Here is an 18,139-nt window from a genome sequence, read left to right as displayed (position 1 = left end):
TGGAATATTAACATATTTGCGAAAGTTTTTCCTGCGAAATCACCTCAAATACACCCTACTATATCTGAATTTGCCGAGTGGGAGTAATTGTGGCAAAAGTCAGCGATAGTGAAATTTTATCTAAATTTAGGAGGGAGCCGTTCCAGTTGGAACGGCTCCCTCCTTTGCGCTCCTTAATTAGAAGGCGGGCAGGGGATAGATGGGCGCTGTTACTTCAACCTAGTCCAATCCTCCATGCCGTCGGACTTGGTATAGTTGTGGCTGTTGACAGCCTCCATGATCTGGTAGTAACCCCAATAGCCCTCGGCCACGTCGGGGAACTGACGGAGGCTGTCGGCGTGGGCGTCCACATAGTCCTTGTCTGCCGCCCGAGCCAGCATATTGTTTACGATGGTGGTCACTTCCGACCGGGTGATGGTGTTGTTGGGGCGGAAGGTGCCGTCGCTGTACCCGCCGATCCATCCATATTGGGAGGCGCTCATCACATAGGGATAGAACCAGTCGCTCTCGGACACATCGGAGAAGCCGGCTTCTCCTTCGCTCACTCTGTGAGCGAAGCCCATGGCGATGGTAGTGAACTCCGCGCGGGTAATGGCCCGGTCTGGGTCAAACCGGCCGCCGCCTACGCCGTCCACCATACCCAGGGAAGCCAGGGTGTTCACCGCCTTGGCGTACCACGCCTCGGTGGGCACGTCGGAGAAGGATACGGTAAGCTTCACATCCTGGTCCAGAAGCAGGGCGTAGAACATCTGGGCCACCTCCGCCCGTGTCATGCTCCGGTTGGGGCCAAAGGTGCCGTCAGGGTAGCCGGTCAGATAGGCCATGTGGTCCTCCGCATTGAGCCAGTTGGATACGCCGGTGTGGTCAGGGTCAGCCACCGGCTTGACAGCCCCGAACTGGGCCTGAATGGTGTGCTTCTCCCGGACGTTCTCAAAGGTGTAGGAGCGAACGGCCCCCACGCTTTCTCCGTCCACCAGCACGTCGGCGATTTCATACCCGCTGTCCGCCCGGATGGTGAAGGTCTTGTCGCTGCCGCGGGCAACACGGACGGAACCGCTGGGGCTGATGGAGCCGCCATCCTCCGCACTGGCCGTGATGGTGTAACGGGTGGTGCCGCCGCCTCCACCGGAGCTGCCGCCGCTCTCCTTCGTCCAGGCTAGGGCGAAGGGGGAGAAGCTGCCGTTAGCAGCGTCCCCGCTCAGGCTGAATTTCACGCCCTTGTCTGTCTTGGCGGCGGAAATAGAAACCACGTTGGAGGCATCGATCAGATTTTCCATGTCCTCCGCTGTATCGATCTGGTACTCCCGGTGCAGACCCTCGAAGTGCAGGACGCTAAAGGTGTAGTCGTTGTAACTGCTCTTGACCGCTTCGGGGTAGGGCCAGAAGATGGTGATATCCCGGTCTGTGCTTACCCAGGCGTTGCCGTCGTACTCGTTGATGAGGTCCAGATACTTGAACTCATACTGATTTTCTGTGAGGGCATGGCCCGTTTCAGCCGCGCGCTCTGCCAACAACGCTTGCGTGTCGGCCTGGGCCGCAGCGTCCCGTTCGAGAATATCGTCAAAGAGCAGGGCAATCTGTGGGTTGGCATCGGGATCGGTTGTATCCGTGCCCAGCACGCCCAGGTCCTCCTGGCCGTTGGTATAGAAATGCGCGCCATCGGGAATCACGGCCACAGCGATTCCGTCGTCGGTATCCACGTCGTCCTCACTGTGGACCACGGGCTGGGCAATGTCTACGGTGTTGTCCAGAACCTTGTCCGGATCGGATACGTTGCGCACGGTCAGGGTGCCGGGGTAGAAGTCGATATCTACCGGGTCCCCGTCCTTAGTTTCCACAGTGAGTTCGTTCAGGTTGGTGGCGACGATGTCGTACAGGCCGGCCTCACGGTCATCATCTGCGGTATCGAAGCCGTCGTCTGACAGAGCGTTTGCCTCTGCCTTTGGGACAAAGCCCTCCTCCAGCCAGGGCAGAAGGACGATTTCTCCCTCCTCAATGTCAGACAGGACGTACTCTACGCCCGCTTTGCCAGTGACAACGATTTCACCCAAGGTGACGTTTTCCGCACCCGTCACCTTGTAGCGGGCCGTGGGGAAGGAGTCGTCGTTGATGGAGTCGCCGCCGGTATAGGCCGTAATGTCCTGGGATTCAATCGTGATGGTCTTGGGCTCTATGACCGTCACCTGGAAAACGTAAGAATTGGTTACTGTCGCCTCGTAATCGTTGTCGCTTCCGAAGTCGATAAAATTATAATGTGATTTATAGAAGAGTTCTGGCTCTCCACCATTCCTGACGATATAGCCGTAAATCTCTACCATGTACTGGTTGGGGCTGATTCTCTCATGGTCTTTACTCTCAATGGGAATTTCTGAACGTTTTGTCTTTACACGATTCAGGATGCCGCTTCCCTCGCTGTTAGAGAAGATATCTGGCTCCGCAATGCTGCGCGGGCCATTTGGGGTCTGGTCGTACTCGTCCCACCAGCAGTATTGGAAGTAGACATATTCATCTTCCGTGCTGCCCTGTTTTTCCAGAAGCAGCGGATGGGACACCAGTACCCCGGCGGTATGTTCCTGGTCATCTAGCTCTACGGTCAGGTTCCCGTTTGCCTGAGCGACGCCGTCCACCGAAAACTGGACTGTGGGGTTTTGCAGGGAATAGGACACCTTGGCCTGGGGGTTTGTCAGATTGGTATCCACTTTCCCCGTGTTTGTCAATGCGCTGCCGCCCAACATCCATTGTATATCGTAGCCAGGCTTTTCATCCGGCGTATTATCCAGAGTGGGGAGTGTATATGTTGTATCCTTCTCCCAAAAGTCAGTACCCTCAATCCGGGTATACTGAATAGACTGATAGTTCAGCTTTTCCTGCTGAATACCTGTGTCGCCAAATCGAATCGTCAGGGGATGGGTCATGGCATTGATAATGGAAGAGCTTGTGGGTCTGCGGTTGAGTCTGTAATCCTGATAGCTCTTGTCGTCATTAAAGATGATCAGCAGGCTGCTGTTTCCGGTATGGAAGGCTTTGCTGTTATAACCGGTGTAGTTCGAGTCCCAGCCGTCTCCCAGCCGTTTTATCACGATCTGGGAGATGCGTCCGCTGTAGAATGCCTCGCTGCCGATGGTCTCCACGGATTCTGGGATAACGACCTTCACATCCATTTCGGCGGAAAATGCATTTTTAAAAGTCTGCTTTCCGATGGCTTTCAGGCCGGCCGGCAGTTCAAAGACCGTACTCTCCTCGCTGTTCGCTGTGCGGACAAACTCCAGCCCTGAACACCCATTGAAAACACTGCCGCTGCTGCCGTCAGCCGCCCCCAGGACCTCAAGGGTATCGGGCAGGATCACGCCGGTCAGGCCTGTACACCCGCTGAAGGCGCTCTTTTCTATCGTCTGTACCTTTGTATTGGACAGATCCAGCACGCCGGTGAGGGGCGCACCCATCGCCGCCTGACTTTTGATGGTGGTCAAATTGGCGGCTTCGGAGAAGTCAATGGTGACTACGTTGTAGTGCGCCCAGTCAGTTTTCCGACTGCCGCTATAATAGGTGGCGGCGCCATTGTTTTCTTTCTCTGAACTCCATGAATCCCGGAACCCATCAGCAATGACAGTGGTAACTTTTTCAGGCAATGGAATAGAAAAATACATGGTGTCTTTGTTAGGGTTGATGCCTTTAAACCATTCGTAGGAAATACCGTAGTAGGTCCCGCCCTTGATGACCATGCCATCCTCCGGCACCGCCATAGGATCATCCGGCGAGAGCCCGCTCCCGCCTGCCGCCCAGACGGACACCGGACCCAGGGAGAGGACCAGCGCCAGAGTGAGCAGGATCGCTGTCAATCGTTTCTTCATGTACTCATTTCCTCCTTGCGTATTAAGGTGTTTCATAGGTTCAAATGCGGCCTATACCGCTGTTTGACTGATTGGCCGCCCAGGCGGCTGGGGCTGGGGCCCGCCGGCTTCGGGCTTTGCCCGCGCAGACGGGACAGCCGCTGTGCTGCTCTCCCGTCCGGGAGTAGATGGCCGCCTTCCACACGTGGCCATAGGGGCACTCCCACCATACCTTCCGCCGGCTCCCGGCCGTAACCTGCTCCGGCGTTAGGCTGCCGTTGAGCGTCCAGTACCACTGGGCCGCCACCTCCGGCGCCAGAGTAGCCAGGTCGTTGAAGCCCGCCAGCGCCTTCCGCCCTGCACAGTAGGGGCAGCCGCTCCCACCCATGGTCCGGGCCGCCACCACCGCCTGGTAGTCGTGGCCCTTTTCGCACCGCCACCACACCTTCCGGTTGCTGTACGGCGACACCTGAGTTGGGGCCAGAGCGCCGTTCCGCATTGGGTGCCACTGGGCGGCTACCTCCGGGTAGAGGCTGGCCAGGTCGTTCTCCCCAGGGATTACCCGCTTGCCCGCACAGTAGGGGCAGCCTGTGCCCCCAAAGGATCGAGACAGGACTCTGGCTTGCCACTCATGCCCCCGACAGCATTTCCACCATACCCTTCGGCGGCTCCCAGCCGTCACCTCCTGAGGCTTCAGCGACCCGTTCCTCGTGGGGTGCCATTGGGCGGCCAGCTCCGGGTGGGTGACAGCCAGATCGTTCTCCCCAGGGGCAGTTACCCGGTTGCTGCACACCGGACAGCCGCTGCCGGCTGTCCGGGACTTGACCACGGCCTGCCACTCGTGCCCTTTTTTGCATAGCCACCAGACCAGCCTGTGGCTGCCGGGGAGCACCTGGTCCGGGGTGAGAGGGGCGTTTTTCGTGGGGTGCCATTGGAAAGCCACCTCCGGAAAGCGGGATGCCAGGTCGGTCTGGCCGGGGACGGCCAGCTTCCCAGAGCAATAGGGGCACCCGGCCCCCGCGCTCACCCGGGCGTACACGGCGCTCTGCCACTCATGCCCCTTCCCGCACCGCCACCAGACCCGGCGGCTGCTCCCGCCACTTACTGTGTCCGGCGTCAGCGGCAAGTTTTTCGTGGGGTGCCACTGATCCAGTAGTTCCTCACGGCCCGTTTGCCGACACAACTGATACATCGTTTTCCGAATATCCTCATCCCCTTTCCGCACGGGACAAAAAGGCCCAGCCTACAAGAACCTTCTCGGCCTTCAGGACAGAATCAGCCTTCTGTCATAATAGGATAAGGTGTTAAAAATGCTGCCTTGTCCATTAACACTTGGAAGGATGACAAAATCAGCCTTCTGTTCTGGATAAGGTCGGGGAGAGCGGCCCTTTTGTCCTCAATAGCCGCTTCATAGGGCGGAAAAAATAAAAAAGCCGCTCTGGAGAGCGACTTTTTGTCAAATCATGGGCATGGAAACACAGGCCGGCGAAAAAATGGATTCGTCGGTCCTGATTTTCATGCCTTGGAAGGCAAAAACACTTGCTTTTTCGGCCTTCCCCTGATATGATTATTGTTATGTAATGGATGTATCAGCCTTTTCCTCTCAATTTTTTGGGACAGAAGGCTGATTCTGTCTATAAGGCTAGGACACCAGCCTCAACCGCTCCAAGGCGCGGGCGTGCTCGGCGCCAGTAGAGATGAGGTAGATACGGGTCGTTTCAATGGAGGAGTGGCCCAACACATCGGCCAGCTTGGCCACGTCCCGGCATGCCCGGTAGAAGGTTCGGGCGAATAGGTGGCGCAGATTATGGGGAAAGACCTTGGAGGAGGCTACCCCAGCTTTCTGGCAGAGCCCCTTCATCTCCGCCCAGATCTGTTTCCTGGATAAGCTCTTTCCGCCTCTGGTGAGGAATATCTCACCGGAGGCGATTTTTTGTTTCCTGGCGTATTTCAGCAGCTTGCGGCACAGCTTGCCAGGGATGAGAATGGCACGGATCTTGCCCTTGAGAGATATCTCTGTTCTGCCCCGCTGGGCGGCCTCCACAGTGAGATATCTTACCTCGGACACCCGGACCCCGGTGGCACAGACGCTCTCCAGCAGCAGCTCCAGCCGCTCCTTTCCGGCCGCGCCCGCCGCCGCTACAAGACGGCCGTACTCCTCCCGTGTCAGCTCCCGGTCCGAGTCCCGGAACAGCCGCCGCTGCAGCTTCAGGTGACGCACCCGGCAGTCCGCCCAGCCGGCAAAGGCCAGAAAGCGGTCCAGCGCCGTCAGCTTGCCGTTCACCGTAGAGGGAGACTGGCCCTCCTCTAGCAAGCGCTCCTTCCACCGGGCAACGGAGGCCTTGGTTACTACGCCGCCCGCCAGAAAGGACGCGAACTGCGCCACATCCCGCAGGTATTTCTCTACCGTCGCCGCGCTTCGCTCCTCATCTTCCAGCCGCTTCCGAAACCGGATCAGATGCTCTCCGCTGATACTCCTGTTTTTCATGTCCCGCTCCTTTCCATGTTTCCTCTTAGTGTAACCGTTCAGGGTCGGCTCGTATCCTCTTTTGCAGGGCTTATGTTGCAAATTGATACCAAACTTACCAAAGGGACAGGAACCTTGTGCCCTGGAACGACAAAACGCTCTCTTACATGAAAAGATGTTTCCATGTGAGAGGGCATTTCATCCATCGTGTATTGCTCAGGAGAAAATAGAGCCTGGGCTATTGCTGGCAGGAAAAAAGATCGCTCCTTTTGAAGCCGTTTCTGAGGCGGGAGCCTTCGAATACCCGGTCCAAGTGCCCTAAGAAGGCGGCATGGCATAATATGGAGTGGCGGCGTAGGCCAATTTTCAGCCGCCAATTTTAACAGGGAGATGTATTTCAAATGCCAGCCACCATCACCGGGGTCGTCTATGACGACCTGGACCGAAATGGTCAGTTTGACGGGGGCGAACCGGGGATCCCCGGCGTTTCCATGACATTATACAGGGCCGTAGGCAGCTGTACTACTGTGCAGACCGACGCCTTTGGCCGCTATTCCTTCTCTGTGGCGGCCGCCGGCAGTTATACGATATATGAGCCGGTGGTCCAACCCACCTCATGTCCGCCCTCAGCTTTTCCACAGCCGGCGGGCTATCTCCACTCCAATACTCCGCGCAAAGCGGATGTTACCGTGACTGCCGCTCAAGTGGAATCCAATGCGGAGCTCTCCGGACAGAACTTCGGACACGACGCCCTGAGCGCGCCGCTGCCCTGCTCCAGCCGGATGATTCAGTTTGTAGGGCGGCCCACCAACTGGTACGACATCGATCTGGTCACGGGGCAGTCGGTGCTGCGCGGGGCGGTAGACCCAGCCCACGATGTAAACGCCATTGGGTACAGTCCCCTGGATAACTATCTCTATGGCTATGACCAGACGACCAACAACCTGGTGCGTGTAGATGGGGACGGGACCCTGACCCAACTGACTCGCCCTAACGGACTGCCGGCTGCCGGCTACAACACCGGGACCTTTGACGCGGCCGGATTCTTTTACCTGTATATCAATGACGCGGCCCGCTACTACACAGTGGATCTGCGTCCCGGTTCGGCCACCTATTTGAAGCTGGTAGACCCCAGAGCGGGCCATGTGGAGCAGACGGCAAACTATGGCACGCCCCTGTCCTCCGCGGTCAACATCAGTGACTGGGCCTACGACCCGGCGGACGGAAACCTGTACGGTGTGCAGCGCAACGGGGTGCTCACTCGAATCGTCCCCACCACTGGCCAGGTCACGGCCCTGTCCACCACCGCCCCCAATCCAAATGCGTCTTTCGGCGCGGTGGTCATAGACAGCACCGGGACTGTCTACGCCATCGCCAACAACGACGGAACGGTATACCGCTATACCCACAGTGGCAACACTGCCGTAGGAGTGCCCTTCTCCACCACCTTTTTTGCCTCCTTTAACGACGGGGCCATCTGCCCCCGGGCGGTGGTGGAGCCCACAGCGGACTTGCAGGTGACCAAGACGGCGGACCCCAATCCCGCTACTGCGGGGGGGCCGCTGACGTACAGCATCAAAAACTATAACAATGGCCCCGACCCGGCACAGGATGCCCAACTCACTGACACAGTTCCCCCAGAGATGCTGTCCCCCCAGTTCTCCCTGGATGGGGGAAGCACCTGGCAGCCCTGGGCCGGCTCGACCCCTCTGGGTGACATCCCGTCAGGGGACAGCGTCACAGTGTTGATCCGTGGGACCGTGGACCCAGCGGCCACGGGGAGCATCGTCAATACCGCCGTAGTTAGCTCCCCTACCTTTGATCCGGACCTGTCCAATAACACAGACACCGTGGAGGTGCCGGTGGGGGAGGAGGCGGACCTGTCTCTGCTGAAGCTGGGCGCTCCCAAACCCGCCCGTCCGGGGGACCGGGTGACCTATACTTTCGCGGTGGGCAACGCCGGCCCCTCCAGCGCGGTAGATGTCACCTTAGAGGATCAGCAGCCCGCTGGACTGGACGGCCTGGAGTGGTCGCTGGACAACGGAGCCACTTGGCAGCCGTGGAGCCCAACTCTCCCCCTGGGGACTTTGATACCAGGGGTGGCCAGAGTGGTGCTGCTGCGGGGCGTAGTCAGCCCTGCGGCCGGCCAGACCATTGTCAACACGGCTGCCGTGACCAGTCCCACCCCGGACCCGGCCCCCAGTAACAATACCTCCACGGATATTACACCCGTTGACCTGGCCGCCGACCTGGCGGTTACCAAGACCGGGGCGCCCAGTCCGGTATCTGCGGGCGGGGTACTGACCTATACCGTGGAAGTTTCCAATCTGGGGCCGGCGGACGGACAGAACGTCCGCCTTACCGACCCCCTACCTGACCAGCTGTCCAACGGGGAGTATTCTCTGGATAGTGTGACCTTCCGATCCTGGACCGGGTCTCTGTCCCTGGGCACCCTGCCGGCGGGCGGCGCACGGACCGTTGTCCTCCGGGGGACGGTGAGAGCGGATGCCGCTGAGACCATCCAGAACACCGTGACCATTACCAGCGACACTCCAGACCCAGATCCCACCAACAACACAGCCACGGAGCTGACCCCAGTAAACACTGCCGCCGACTTGGCAGTAACTAAGATCGCTTCCCCGAATCCGGCTATCCATGGTCAGTTGCTGACTTATTCTATCCTGGTCCAAAATCTGGGCCCGGACCCGGCGGTGGATGGCCAGATGACCGATATGCTGCCCGCCCTTCTGCTGGGGCAGGAGTTCTCTCTGGACAACGGGGCCAGCTGGCAGCCGTGGACGGGAAGCTATGCCCTGGGGACCATCGCCAATGGGCGGCAGATACAGGTGCTCATCCGGGGGACGGTGAGCATGGACGCGGAGGGCCTGGTGGAAAACACCGCGACCGTGTCCAGCAGCACCCCGGACCCGGACCCCGGCAACAACAGTGACACGGTACGGATCCCGGTAGACGTTTCCGCTGACCTGGCGGTGGTCAAGACGGGGCTACCGGTGGCGGTGCGGGCGGGGGAGCCCCTGGTCTATACCATGATAGTGACCAATGCGGGCCCCTCCGCTGCCCAGAACGTGGAACTGGCGGACCAGACGCCGGGTGCCCTTCTGGGGCCCGAGCTCTCCGTGGACGGAGGGATCACTTGGGCACCCTGGTCCAGCCCCTATCCGCTGCGTACCCTGCTGCCGGGGGACAACAGGACAGTCCTTATCCGAGGGACAGTGTCCCCCTCGGCCCAGGCTGGCCCCCTGTCCAACACCGCGGTAGTATCCAGCACTACACCGGACCCAAATCCGGACAACAACACGGATACCGCACCGGTGGAGGTGGAGCAGTCCGCCAATCTGAGTGTGGTAAAGGAGGGCGGGACCTCTCCCGCGGTGCCCGGCCAGCAGTTCCAGTACACCATCACGGTGGGAAACAGCGGCCCCTCGGACGGACAGAATGTGATTCTGACCGACTCGGTTCCGGCCGCCCTGCTGGGACAGGAGTTCTCGTTGGATAACGGGGCCACCTGGGCACCCTGGTCCAGCCCCTATGGGTTGGGCATCCTGCCCGCCGGACAGAGCCGCTCGGTCCTGCTGCGGGGCACTGTAAGCACAACTGCGGGAGATACCCTGGTCAACACAGCGGTGGTGGCCTCTACTACCCCGGACCCGGACCCCAGCAACAACAGTTCCACTGATGTGACTCCGGTGCTCCAGACGGCTGACCTGGCGGTGGTCAAGACGGGGCCCGTGGACCCGGTCCAGCCCGGTCAGAGCTTGACCTATACTATCTTGGTGACCAACCGGGGGCCGAGCACTGCCCAAGGGGTAATATTGGCGGATATCACTCCGCCGGAGCTGTCCAATGTAGAGTTCTCCCTGGATGGCGGAGCCACCTGGGGCCCCTGGAGCGGGAGCTATCCTATTGGAGAACTGCCGGAGGGTGGGGCGCGGTCCTTCCTGATCCAGGGTGGATTGGCGGTGGAGGCCCGAACCAGTGTCACCAACACGGCCGTCGTGTCCAGCACTACGCCGGATCCAGATCCCACAAATAACTCATCCACCAGCGTGGTACCCATCGCGGGCGGCACGGATCTACAGTTGAGCAAGTGGGCGCCAGGTTACGTCCAGCCTTGTCAGACGCTGGTCTATGTGCTTCAGGTGACCAACCTGGGGCCAGAAACGGCGCTGCAAGCGGTAGTGACAGACCAACTGCCGGCGGAGTTGAATGGGGTGATGGTGTCACCCGACGGCGGCGGCACCTGGCAGCCCTGGATTGGCAGCTACGAGCTGGGGGATATCCCCTCCGGGCAATCCCGGTCCTTGCTGCTGGCCGGGCAGGTGGATGCCTGTGCCCAGGGCGTCCTTGTCAACCGGGCGGCGGTAACTGCTCTGTCCCTGGAGTTGAGGCCCGAGGACAACGAGGCATCGGCGGCCACGGTGGTGTGGAGGCCCTGGTGCCAGGGCCCGATGCCCCGGCACCGCCAACTGCCCTGCTGAAAAGAGAGATGCCGGAAGGATATCCTTCCGGCATCTTCTAAAATTAAAACAGAGTCCTGGAGCCTCACAAGCTGTTTACGAAAAGAGAAGATCAGGGCTGACCCGCCTGGGCCAGCCCTGATGCTCACATATTGGCCAAAATGTCCTCCAGTTCCTCCCTGGAGTAGCGGTACACTTTGTCGCAAAACTGGCAGGACAGCTCCGCCTGGCCCTGCTCGGCGATCAGTCCGGACAGCTCTTGCCGCCCCATGCTGATGAGGGCGCGGGTCACCCGGTCTCGGGAGCAGTAGCACCGGTACTCCACCGGATGCTTCTCCAGGATCTCCAGCTCAAAGTCCTTCAGTACCGCTTTCAGCAATCCCTCGCCGTCCAGTCCATCGGCTAGAGCGTGGCTGACCGAGCCCATGGCATGGACCCCGGCCTCTATCTTGGATATCATCTCCTCGTCGGCGCCAGGCAGAAGCTGGATGAGATAGCCGCCGGCAGCGGTGACAGACTGGTCCAACCCTACCAGTACACCCAGGGCACAGGCGGTTGGGATCTGCTCGCTCTCCACAAAGTACATGGCCAAGTCGTCAGCGATCTCACCGGAAAACAGACCGATAGACCCCACATAGGGCTCCTTCAGTCCGATGTCTTTGATGACGGTAAGGGTGCCGTCGGTTCCCACCGCGGCCCCCACGTCCAGCTTGCCCCGGTACTTCTCCATCAGGTCCACCTGGGGGTGCTGGACATAGCCCCGGACGTTGCCCTCATAGTCGGACACCGCCAAAATGGTGCCCAGGGGGCCGCCCCCTTTGATTTGAAGGGTGAGGGAGCCCTGCTCCTCCTTGAGCATGTCGCCCATCATAGAGGCCCCCAGCAGAGCCCGCCCCAGGGCGGCGGTGGACATGGGCAGCAGCTTGTGGATGTTTCGAGCCCGCTCCACCACGTCCCGTCCAGTGACAGCGACAGCTTTGACCAGGCCGTCGCCGGTTATTGCTCTTACGATTTCGTCGCGCATAGGTATTACTTGTCCTTTCTCGCGGTGAAAAAAACGCGCTGTTCCCCGTCCACGGGGGGACGCATTTTCAATTCTCCGAATATCCTGATTTGGGAAAAACCCGCCTGCCGGAGCATGGCCGTCAGCTCCTCCGTGGTGTAGGCCCGCTCCCGGTGGAGCTCCTCCCCCCGCTCCCACTGGCCGGTCCTTTCGTCCAACTGGAAAATATCCATGAAATAGGAACAGATGCGGCCGCGCCGGGAGTACTCCGCCCGCCAGACGCAGTAGGCGTCCTCGGTTTCATCCAAAAAGACCTGACCATCCAGCCCCTCCAGCTTTTCCACCGTGTTTACGTCAAAGAGAAACAGACCCCCAGGCATGAGAAACAGGTGGACCCGCTCAAAGGCCCGCTGGAGCTTTTTCGGGTCGGTAACATAGTTGACGCTGTCCAGGCAACACACACAGGCGTCGATGGTGCCGTACAGGTCCAGCCTCTCCATGGGCTGGCACAGGAAGATGGGCTCAATGGGGGCGGCGCCCCGGTTTTTCTCCGCCGCCTCGGCCAGCATCTCCGGCGACTGGTCCACTCCGATCATCTCATAGCCCCGCAAGGCCAGCTCCCGGGTGAGGGAGCCCGTGCCGCAGGCCAGGTCCAGCACCGTCCTGCCTGGCAGGGGCTGGCGGCGGAAGTGCTTTTCGATATAGTCGGCCCAGGCGGGATAGCGGACATCATAGGTCAGCTGGTCATAGCAGCCGGCCAGAAAGCGGTAGCTGTTCATCACCGCCGCTCCTTCAGGCGGGGGATGACCCGCTGATAGCCCTCTGCCCCGTAGTGGAGGCACCGGTTCACCCGGCTGATGGTGGCGCTGGAGGCCCCAGTCTTTTCCAGAATGTCGCTGTAAATCAGGCCCTCATCCAGCAGCATGGCCACTTCCATCCGCTGCTCCATGGCCTTCAGCTCGGACACGGTACACAGGTCCTGGAGAAAGCGGCGGCACTCGTCCTCGTCCTTCAGGGTCAAAATGGCGCGATATAGGGTATCGCTGGCCTCTTTATCCAAAAATTTTGACATAACAGGCTCCTTTCTCCCGATGATTCCAAGGGTGGGGGATATCTCCATACTTCTATATTTTAACAGGCTACCATGTGAAAGTAAACAAAAAAATACAGCCAGAGGACCGGCACCTGAGGTCCGCCCCTCGTAGCTTTTTTCACCGGCCCATGATAAAATAAAAAATCAATCCGATGTCATATCGCGCGTTCTTTTACGTCTAGAAGGATGAATAGGATTTTGGAAGGAGGTGCGGCCGTGGAGGACACAGACATCATCCAGCTGTATTGGGCCCGGGACGAGGGGGCCATTGCGGCCACCGACGAAAAATACGGCACGCTGTGCCGCTCTCTGTCCCACAATATCCTGGCCAGCCGGGAGGACGCGGAGGAGTGTGTCAACGACACCTGGCACCGGGCTTGGAATACCATGCCTCCCCAGCGGCCTGCCTCCCTGCGGGCCTATCTGGTCCGATTGGTCCGCAATTTGTCCATCGATCGCTGGCGGGCCCGGAAGAGCCAGAAGCGGGGAGAAGGGCTGGAGGCGCTGGTACTGGAGCTGGAGGACTGTGTGCCAGCCGTCCCCAGCGCCGAGGAGGAGACAGAGGCGCGGGAGCTCTCCCGGACCATTGACCGCTGGCTGGACGGTCTGCCGAGAGAGGACAGAGTTCTGTTTGTCCGCCGGTACTGGTACGGACAGCGGCTGGATGAGCTGTCCGGTCAGCTGGGCTGGTCCCCAAACCGGGTGAGCCAGCGGCTGCTCCGCCTGCGGACGGGTCTGAAGCGGTATCTGGAGCGAGAGGGGGTAGTGCTGTGAGTGACAAGAGTGAGAGGATCTTTCAATCTCTGAGCGACATTTCAGACCAGAAGGTAGATGAGGCGGCCCGGAGACCGGCCGGAAAGCGGCCCGCCCCCCGTTGGAGGCGGTGGACCGCCCTGGCCGCCTGTCTGTGCCTGGTGGCGGGGGCGGCAGTGTGGTATCTGCCCCGGATGGGGGGGAGCTCATCCAACAACGGCCTGGGCGGGAGCGGAGCGGACGGGGTGACCAATTTCATGTCCTATGCAGGCCCGGTGTTTCCCCTGACCTTGGCGGAGGAAAACGGGGCTGTCACCGCCCAGCGGGAGATTACTCTGGACTTTCAACCCTGGGTGCCCCGGTGGATCTCTAATGAGGAGATGGCCGCCGAAGAAGCGGCCTGGGGGGAGGAGAGCTACGATAAGATCCTAAGTGATCTCCGGGAGAGCTTCCCCGATGGGGGTTACTCCAGCCGGTCCACGGATCTTCTGATCCGCGACCGCTATGTACTGACCAATCACTCCGACCAGGAGCAGAGGGTCCAGGTGCTCTACCCCTTTGTCAGCTCCCTGAGGGACCTGACGAAGCGGATGCCAACCCTGTCTGCGGACGGCGAAGAACTGGAAACTGTCCTTCACCCCGGCGGATACTCCGGCGGCTTTCAGGACACCGAGGGACAGACAGATGGGGAGCGGCTGAACCTGCGGGGGCTGGACTCCTGGGAGGCGTACCGGGATCTTCTGTCCGACGGCTCCTATCTGGAGGGAGCCCTGGGGGATTACCCGGACCTGACAGGCGTGCCGGTGACGGTCTATCGATTCACCGATCCCTGGGGGCCGGAGCAGGACGAGAAGGCCGACCTTCCAAACCCCACCCTCCGGGTGGAGTTCGAGCTGGACTATGACAGGACCACTGTTCTCTCCTACGGCTTCCATGGCGGCTTCTACGACCGGGAGGCGGGGATCATGGGCCAGAGCTTCTCCATTCCTCAGGAATGGGAACGGGATCACGACCGACCCTATTATTTAATTGTCCTGGGGGACGACGTGGCCAATATGACCACCCAGGGCTATAACACCGGGGGCTGGGACACGGACAAAAAGATAGAGGCCGGGGTGGATATCCAGCGGTATGAGAGAGATCTGGATACCGCCCTTCGGGAGGTGGCCGCCCTGCTCTATGAGACGGATATGGAGCGGTGGAGCGAGGACCTGTGGGGCCTGCGCCACCCCGTCCAGGCCACGGTGGACTTTGAGATGTACTACGGCCTGCTGTGCGGCTATCTGATGAGCTACGGCCTGCTGTCAGAGGACCCGGCGGAGCGGTATGAAACCGGCTGGCTGGAAGAGGTGGACTTTGAAGTGGCAGACCGTGTATGTTATCTGGAGGGGGAAGTGACTATCCCCGCTGGCGGGACAGTGGAAGTGACTGCCCAACTGGTCAAGAATGCCAGCTTCGATTTCTATTGTGCCCACACCGAAAACGAGGGCGTATACGGCTATGACCTGGTGACCAGGCTGGGCTCCGCCCTCACCTTTACCGGCCAGAGCGCCGTTCTGGAGGACCGGGAGCAGATCGAGATCGTTCGGCAAAACTTTGGGTTTGAGCCGGAGAGCGGGATACGGACCGTGGAGCTGAATCCGGAGGAGGAGCACTACTATCTGGCGGTCCGGCGGGTGGAGACAGAGGAATAGGAAAAGACAGCGGACTGTGACCAGTCCGCTGTCTTTTTATCCCGCAAGCCCCCAGCCGTCCGGCTCGCTGGGGAAGTCAAAGCTGGTGCTGAACCAGGTGATCTCATCCCCCTCTACTCGGGAAGCGGGGAGAGAGGGGGTGACTATCTGCCGGCCGTACTGGTCGGTGACCAGGGCGGCGAAGACCAGTTCATCCCCCTCCTGGAGATCCAGCTCCACGGAGGGAAGGTGGAACCACTGCTCCGCCTCCTCAAAGCCGTGATGATTGTCTGGACGGCTACATGGCTCCAGCCAAAAGAGCAGTGCTCGGTTTCGGAACAGTCCGAGCTGGACCTGCTTGACCTGGGATTGACCAATATCCTCGTTGACCGCAGAGACGGAGGCGGACAGCCCTGTGAGGAAGCCATAATTCTCTCTCACATGGAACAGGCCGTCCTCTCCACGGGGAATATTTAACAGGGCACTCTCCAAAAGAGAGATATCTACCACTGGTAGACTGCTGCCGTAGAGAGAGGAATAGTTACCCAGTAGTTGAGTCTGGCGTGTTCCCTGGTCCACCAGGACCGCGGATAAGGTGATGCTGTCTGTCAGAGGGCAGGTGATCTGGCCGGAGAACTCCTGCCCCGGTCCAGGAACGGCGGGAACGTCCACCAACCCATCCCCGGTATCAGCATGGAGAAGGATCTCCAGCCCCTCAGTATAGGTCTTGGGCACCACACGGACCGAAAAGGTGACAGTATTGGACGCCAGGTCGGCCGACTGGATATTGGTAGCGTAGTCGGCCACCAGACTGTTCTGGGATTTCAGGATCTCCTCCACCCTGCTGGTAATGGAGCCGATTTGACTATTGACCGAGTAGGTAATATTGCCCACGGAATTGGCCAGGTCGGTGTATTGGCGGTCCAGCTCCTTCAACCGGGCGAATAGGGAGCGCCCGGCCAGAAGGACAAGCAGCAGGGCCAGACAGGCGGCGCCGTAACGCAAGCGCCTGTGGCGGGGGGAGCGGCTTTCCCGAACCTTCTGCTCCACCAATTCCGACACCCGCTCCTGCTGTTCCGCGGTGAGCTGGCTGGACTGCTGATAGCGGGACAGGATCTCCTCGACCAGTTTCAACTGGGCAGGGGAAAGATCGTTGGAGATGCGCTCCTCCTGGTCCTCCTCCACACCGAGCAGCCAGCCGACGGATACATGGAACAGGCGGCTGAGAGCCACCAGTTTGTCCACATCGGGCAGACTGGAATCAGATTCCCATTTATAAATAGACTGTCGGGATACGCCGAGAGCCTCGCCCAGCCCCTCCTGGGACAGATCCAGCTCCCGGCGCTTGGCGGCGATACGTTGTCCGGTCGTCACGGTCATCGGCCTCCTTTGCATTCACCCTAGCAAAAAGGGGAGAAAAAGACCACCTCCTCGCGGTTTGAATCCTGCTAACCAGCGGTTTACATTCTCCGGAATCCATTGGGGCGCAAGGAGTTTAGAGGACCTCAGTCCACCAAAATAGCATTGGGATAGATGCGCTCCATGCGGCTGTCTGGGAAACGGCGGTCCAGAAGCTGTCCCAGCGCGGTGTCGGGCGGAGCGTCCATAGTCTGACGCTGGGTGTACCGTCCCATGGCCAGACAGGACACGGCGATGTTGACCACCATAAAGAGGATGAGGACCCAGGAGAGGACCCGGCCGATCCGGAGAGGGAGCCGCTCGATCCACTGGGAGAGCCGGGGGTAGATGGACTTGAGCCACACGACAGCGGCGATGCCCCAGAAAAAACAGTATAACAGATTGATGCGTCCGCCCAGATTGAAGGGCAGGTGGCTGTAATCCCAAAACACCGTGCCGAAGACCAACTCGGTAAAAACGGAGCAGAGATACTCATAGACGCCGCCCACCACGGTTCCAACAAGAAAGACGTAGCTGTCGCTCTTGTGCCGGTACTTGTACAGAACAGCGGTGAGCAGGACGGCCCCCAGCCCCCAGACAATGGAGAAGGGGCCGTAGACCACGCTGCTTCGGCTCATCCACACCCCGGCCGTGATACGGCAGAAGATGGTTTCAATCATGTCGCCCAGAAAGGCGCCGATCAAAAACAGCCACAACAGCTTGTAAAAGCAGCAGCCCTGGGCAAAGACTCCGGACGTTCCTTTTTTGGCGGCTCTGCGGCGGGCCTGTTCCTCCAGCCGCTCCCGCCGTAGGCCGTAGGCCCTGGCCATACGGCGCTGGATATACCGGGTGACGGCGTTATCCAGATGGTCGGTGAGACGACGGAGCCGGAGGGAGAGCTCACTGGGCTCCTTCAGACTGGTATTGAGCTGGAGCAGGGCGGCCAGAGAGGTAAGCAGGTCGCCGGCCAGCAGACAGAACAGGACCAGCAGGATGAGCTGACCGACAGAGCGGGGAATCAGTCCGGCCAGCCTGACCAGCAGGGGGTTGCCAAAATAGAGGCACAAAAGGGCCATCCCGCCCCAGAGAAGGGAGTATCCCAAACAGATGTGACCCTCGAATTGAAAGCGGTATCTGGAGTAGTCCCACCACTTCTGGCCGGAGAGATGTTCCAGTAGGATGCCGGTGAACAGTTCAAGGCCGGTGGCAATAATCAGGCCAAAGAGAAAGAGAAAAAAGGGCGTATTTTTCAGTTCGGGCAGAAAGATGGCGAACAACACAGCCGCCAGGCCGTAAACCGGGGAGAAGGGGACATTCAAAAAACCCCGATTGATAAGCCGCCGCCGTTTGGCGGCCGCCAGAGCGGTTTCACCCAGCCACCCCAAAAAGGAGTAGGCCAGAAAGAACCAGAGAAGCTGATATACTGTATATTCCATAGAAACTC

Annotated in this window: 11 protein-coding genes; 3 read left to right on the top strand and 8 right to left on the bottom strand. The window is 59.8% G+C overall.

Annotated features, from left to right (window positions below; genetic code table 11):
• Positions 1-209: 209 nt before the first annotated feature.
• The 3 genes from OCV64_RS11875 to OCV64_RS11865 form a co-directional block, all read right to left on the bottom strand.
• Complete coding sequence (locus OCV64_RS11875) at positions 210-3,851, bottom strand: S-layer homology domain-containing protein (RefSeq protein ID WP_262670148.1); 3,642 nt, start codon at positions 3,849-3,851, stop codon at positions 210-212.
• 40 nt (positions 3,852-3,891) lie between these two features.
• Positions 3,892-5,022, bottom strand: coding sequence for a zinc-ribbon domain-containing protein (locus tag OCV64_RS11870; protein ID WP_262670147.1), 1,131 nt, complete (start codon positions 5,020-5,022; stop codon positions 3,892-3,894).
• A gap of 450 nt (positions 5,023-5,472) precedes the next feature.
• On the bottom strand, positions 5,473-6,318 hold the full coding sequence (locus OCV64_RS11865) for a tyrosine-type recombinase/integrase (RefSeq protein ID WP_262670146.1): 846 nt from the start codon (positions 6,316-6,318) through the stop codon (positions 5,473-5,475).
• A 380-nt stretch (positions 6,319-6,698) separates the two neighbouring features.
• Here OCV64_RS11865 and OCV64_RS11860 point away from each other — a divergent pair, with 380 nt between their 5' ends.
• Complete coding sequence (locus OCV64_RS11860) at positions 6,699-10,796, top strand: DUF6923 family protein (protein WP_262670145.1); 4,098 nt, start codon at positions 6,699-6,701, stop codon at positions 10,794-10,796.
• A 124-nt stretch (positions 10,797-10,920) separates the two neighbouring features.
• Here the strand turns inward: OCV64_RS11860 and hslO are convergent, their stop codons facing one another.
• From hslO to OCV64_RS11845, 3 genes are read right to left on the bottom strand one after another with little or no spacing between them, the layout of a single operon-like run.
• Positions 10,921-11,799 (bottom strand): Hsp33 family molecular chaperone HslO, encoded by an 879-nt coding sequence (hslO, locus tag OCV64_RS11855; protein ID WP_147571418.1) that lies wholly within the window; start codon positions 11,797-11,799, stop codon positions 10,921-10,923.
• Positions 11,800-11,804: 5 nt separating this feature from the next.
• A complete protein-coding gene (locus OCV64_RS11850; protein ID WP_262670144.1) occupies positions 11,805-12,557 on the bottom strand; it encodes a class I SAM-dependent DNA methyltransferase in 753 nt (250 codons plus the stop codon).
• On the bottom strand, positions 12,557-12,850 hold the full coding sequence (locus tag OCV64_RS11845) for a YerC/YecD family TrpR-related protein (protein ID WP_147571416.1): 294 nt from the start codon (positions 12,848-12,850) through the stop codon (positions 12,557-12,559). The genes OCV64_RS11850 and OCV64_RS11845 overlap by 1 nt, the downstream gene beginning before the upstream one ends.
• Positions 12,851-13,087: 237 nt before the next feature.
• Here OCV64_RS11845 and OCV64_RS11840 point away from each other — a divergent pair, with 237 nt between their 5' ends.
• Positions 13,088-13,645 carry an RNA polymerase sigma factor gene (locus OCV64_RS11840; protein WP_186851982.1) on the top strand — a complete coding sequence of 186 codons (558 nt, stop codon included), beginning with the start codon at positions 13,088-13,090 and terminating at the stop codon, positions 13,643-13,645.
• Positions 13,642-15,318 carry a hypothetical protein gene (locus OCV64_RS11835; RefSeq protein WP_262670143.1) on the top strand — a complete coding sequence of 559 codons (1,677 nt, stop codon included), beginning with the start codon at positions 13,642-13,644 and terminating at the stop codon, positions 15,316-15,318. The genes OCV64_RS11840 and OCV64_RS11835 overlap by 4 nt, the downstream gene beginning before the upstream one ends.
• A 36-nt stretch (positions 15,319-15,354) precedes the next feature.
• On the opposite strand, the gene OCV64_RS11830 is transcribed toward OCV64_RS11835, so the two are convergent.
• Both OCV64_RS11830 and OCV64_RS11825 read right to left on the bottom strand, forming a co-directional pair.
• The gene (locus OCV64_RS11830) at positions 15,355-16,671 is read right to left on the bottom strand and encodes a helix-turn-helix domain-containing protein (RefSeq protein WP_262670142.1); all 1,317 of its coding nucleotides are present in this window, start codon (positions 16,669-16,671) and stop codon (positions 15,355-15,357) included.
• A 131-nt stretch (positions 16,672-16,802) separates the two neighbouring features.
• Positions 16,803-18,131 carry a putative ABC transporter permease gene (locus OCV64_RS11825; protein ID WP_147571412.1) on the bottom strand — a complete coding sequence of 443 codons (1,329 nt, stop codon included), beginning with the start codon at positions 18,129-18,131 and terminating at the stop codon, positions 16,803-16,805.
• Positions 18,132-18,139: the final 8 nt, after the last annotated feature.

The sequence above is a fragment of the Muriventricola aceti genome, from assembly GCF_025567565.1.
Classification (GTDB): domain Bacteria; phylum Bacillota; class Clostridia; order Oscillospirales; family Oscillospiraceae; genus Lawsonibacter; species Lawsonibacter aceti.
Note: the sequence above shows the minus strand (reverse complement) of the source record. Positions and strands in the feature narration are given on the sequence as shown.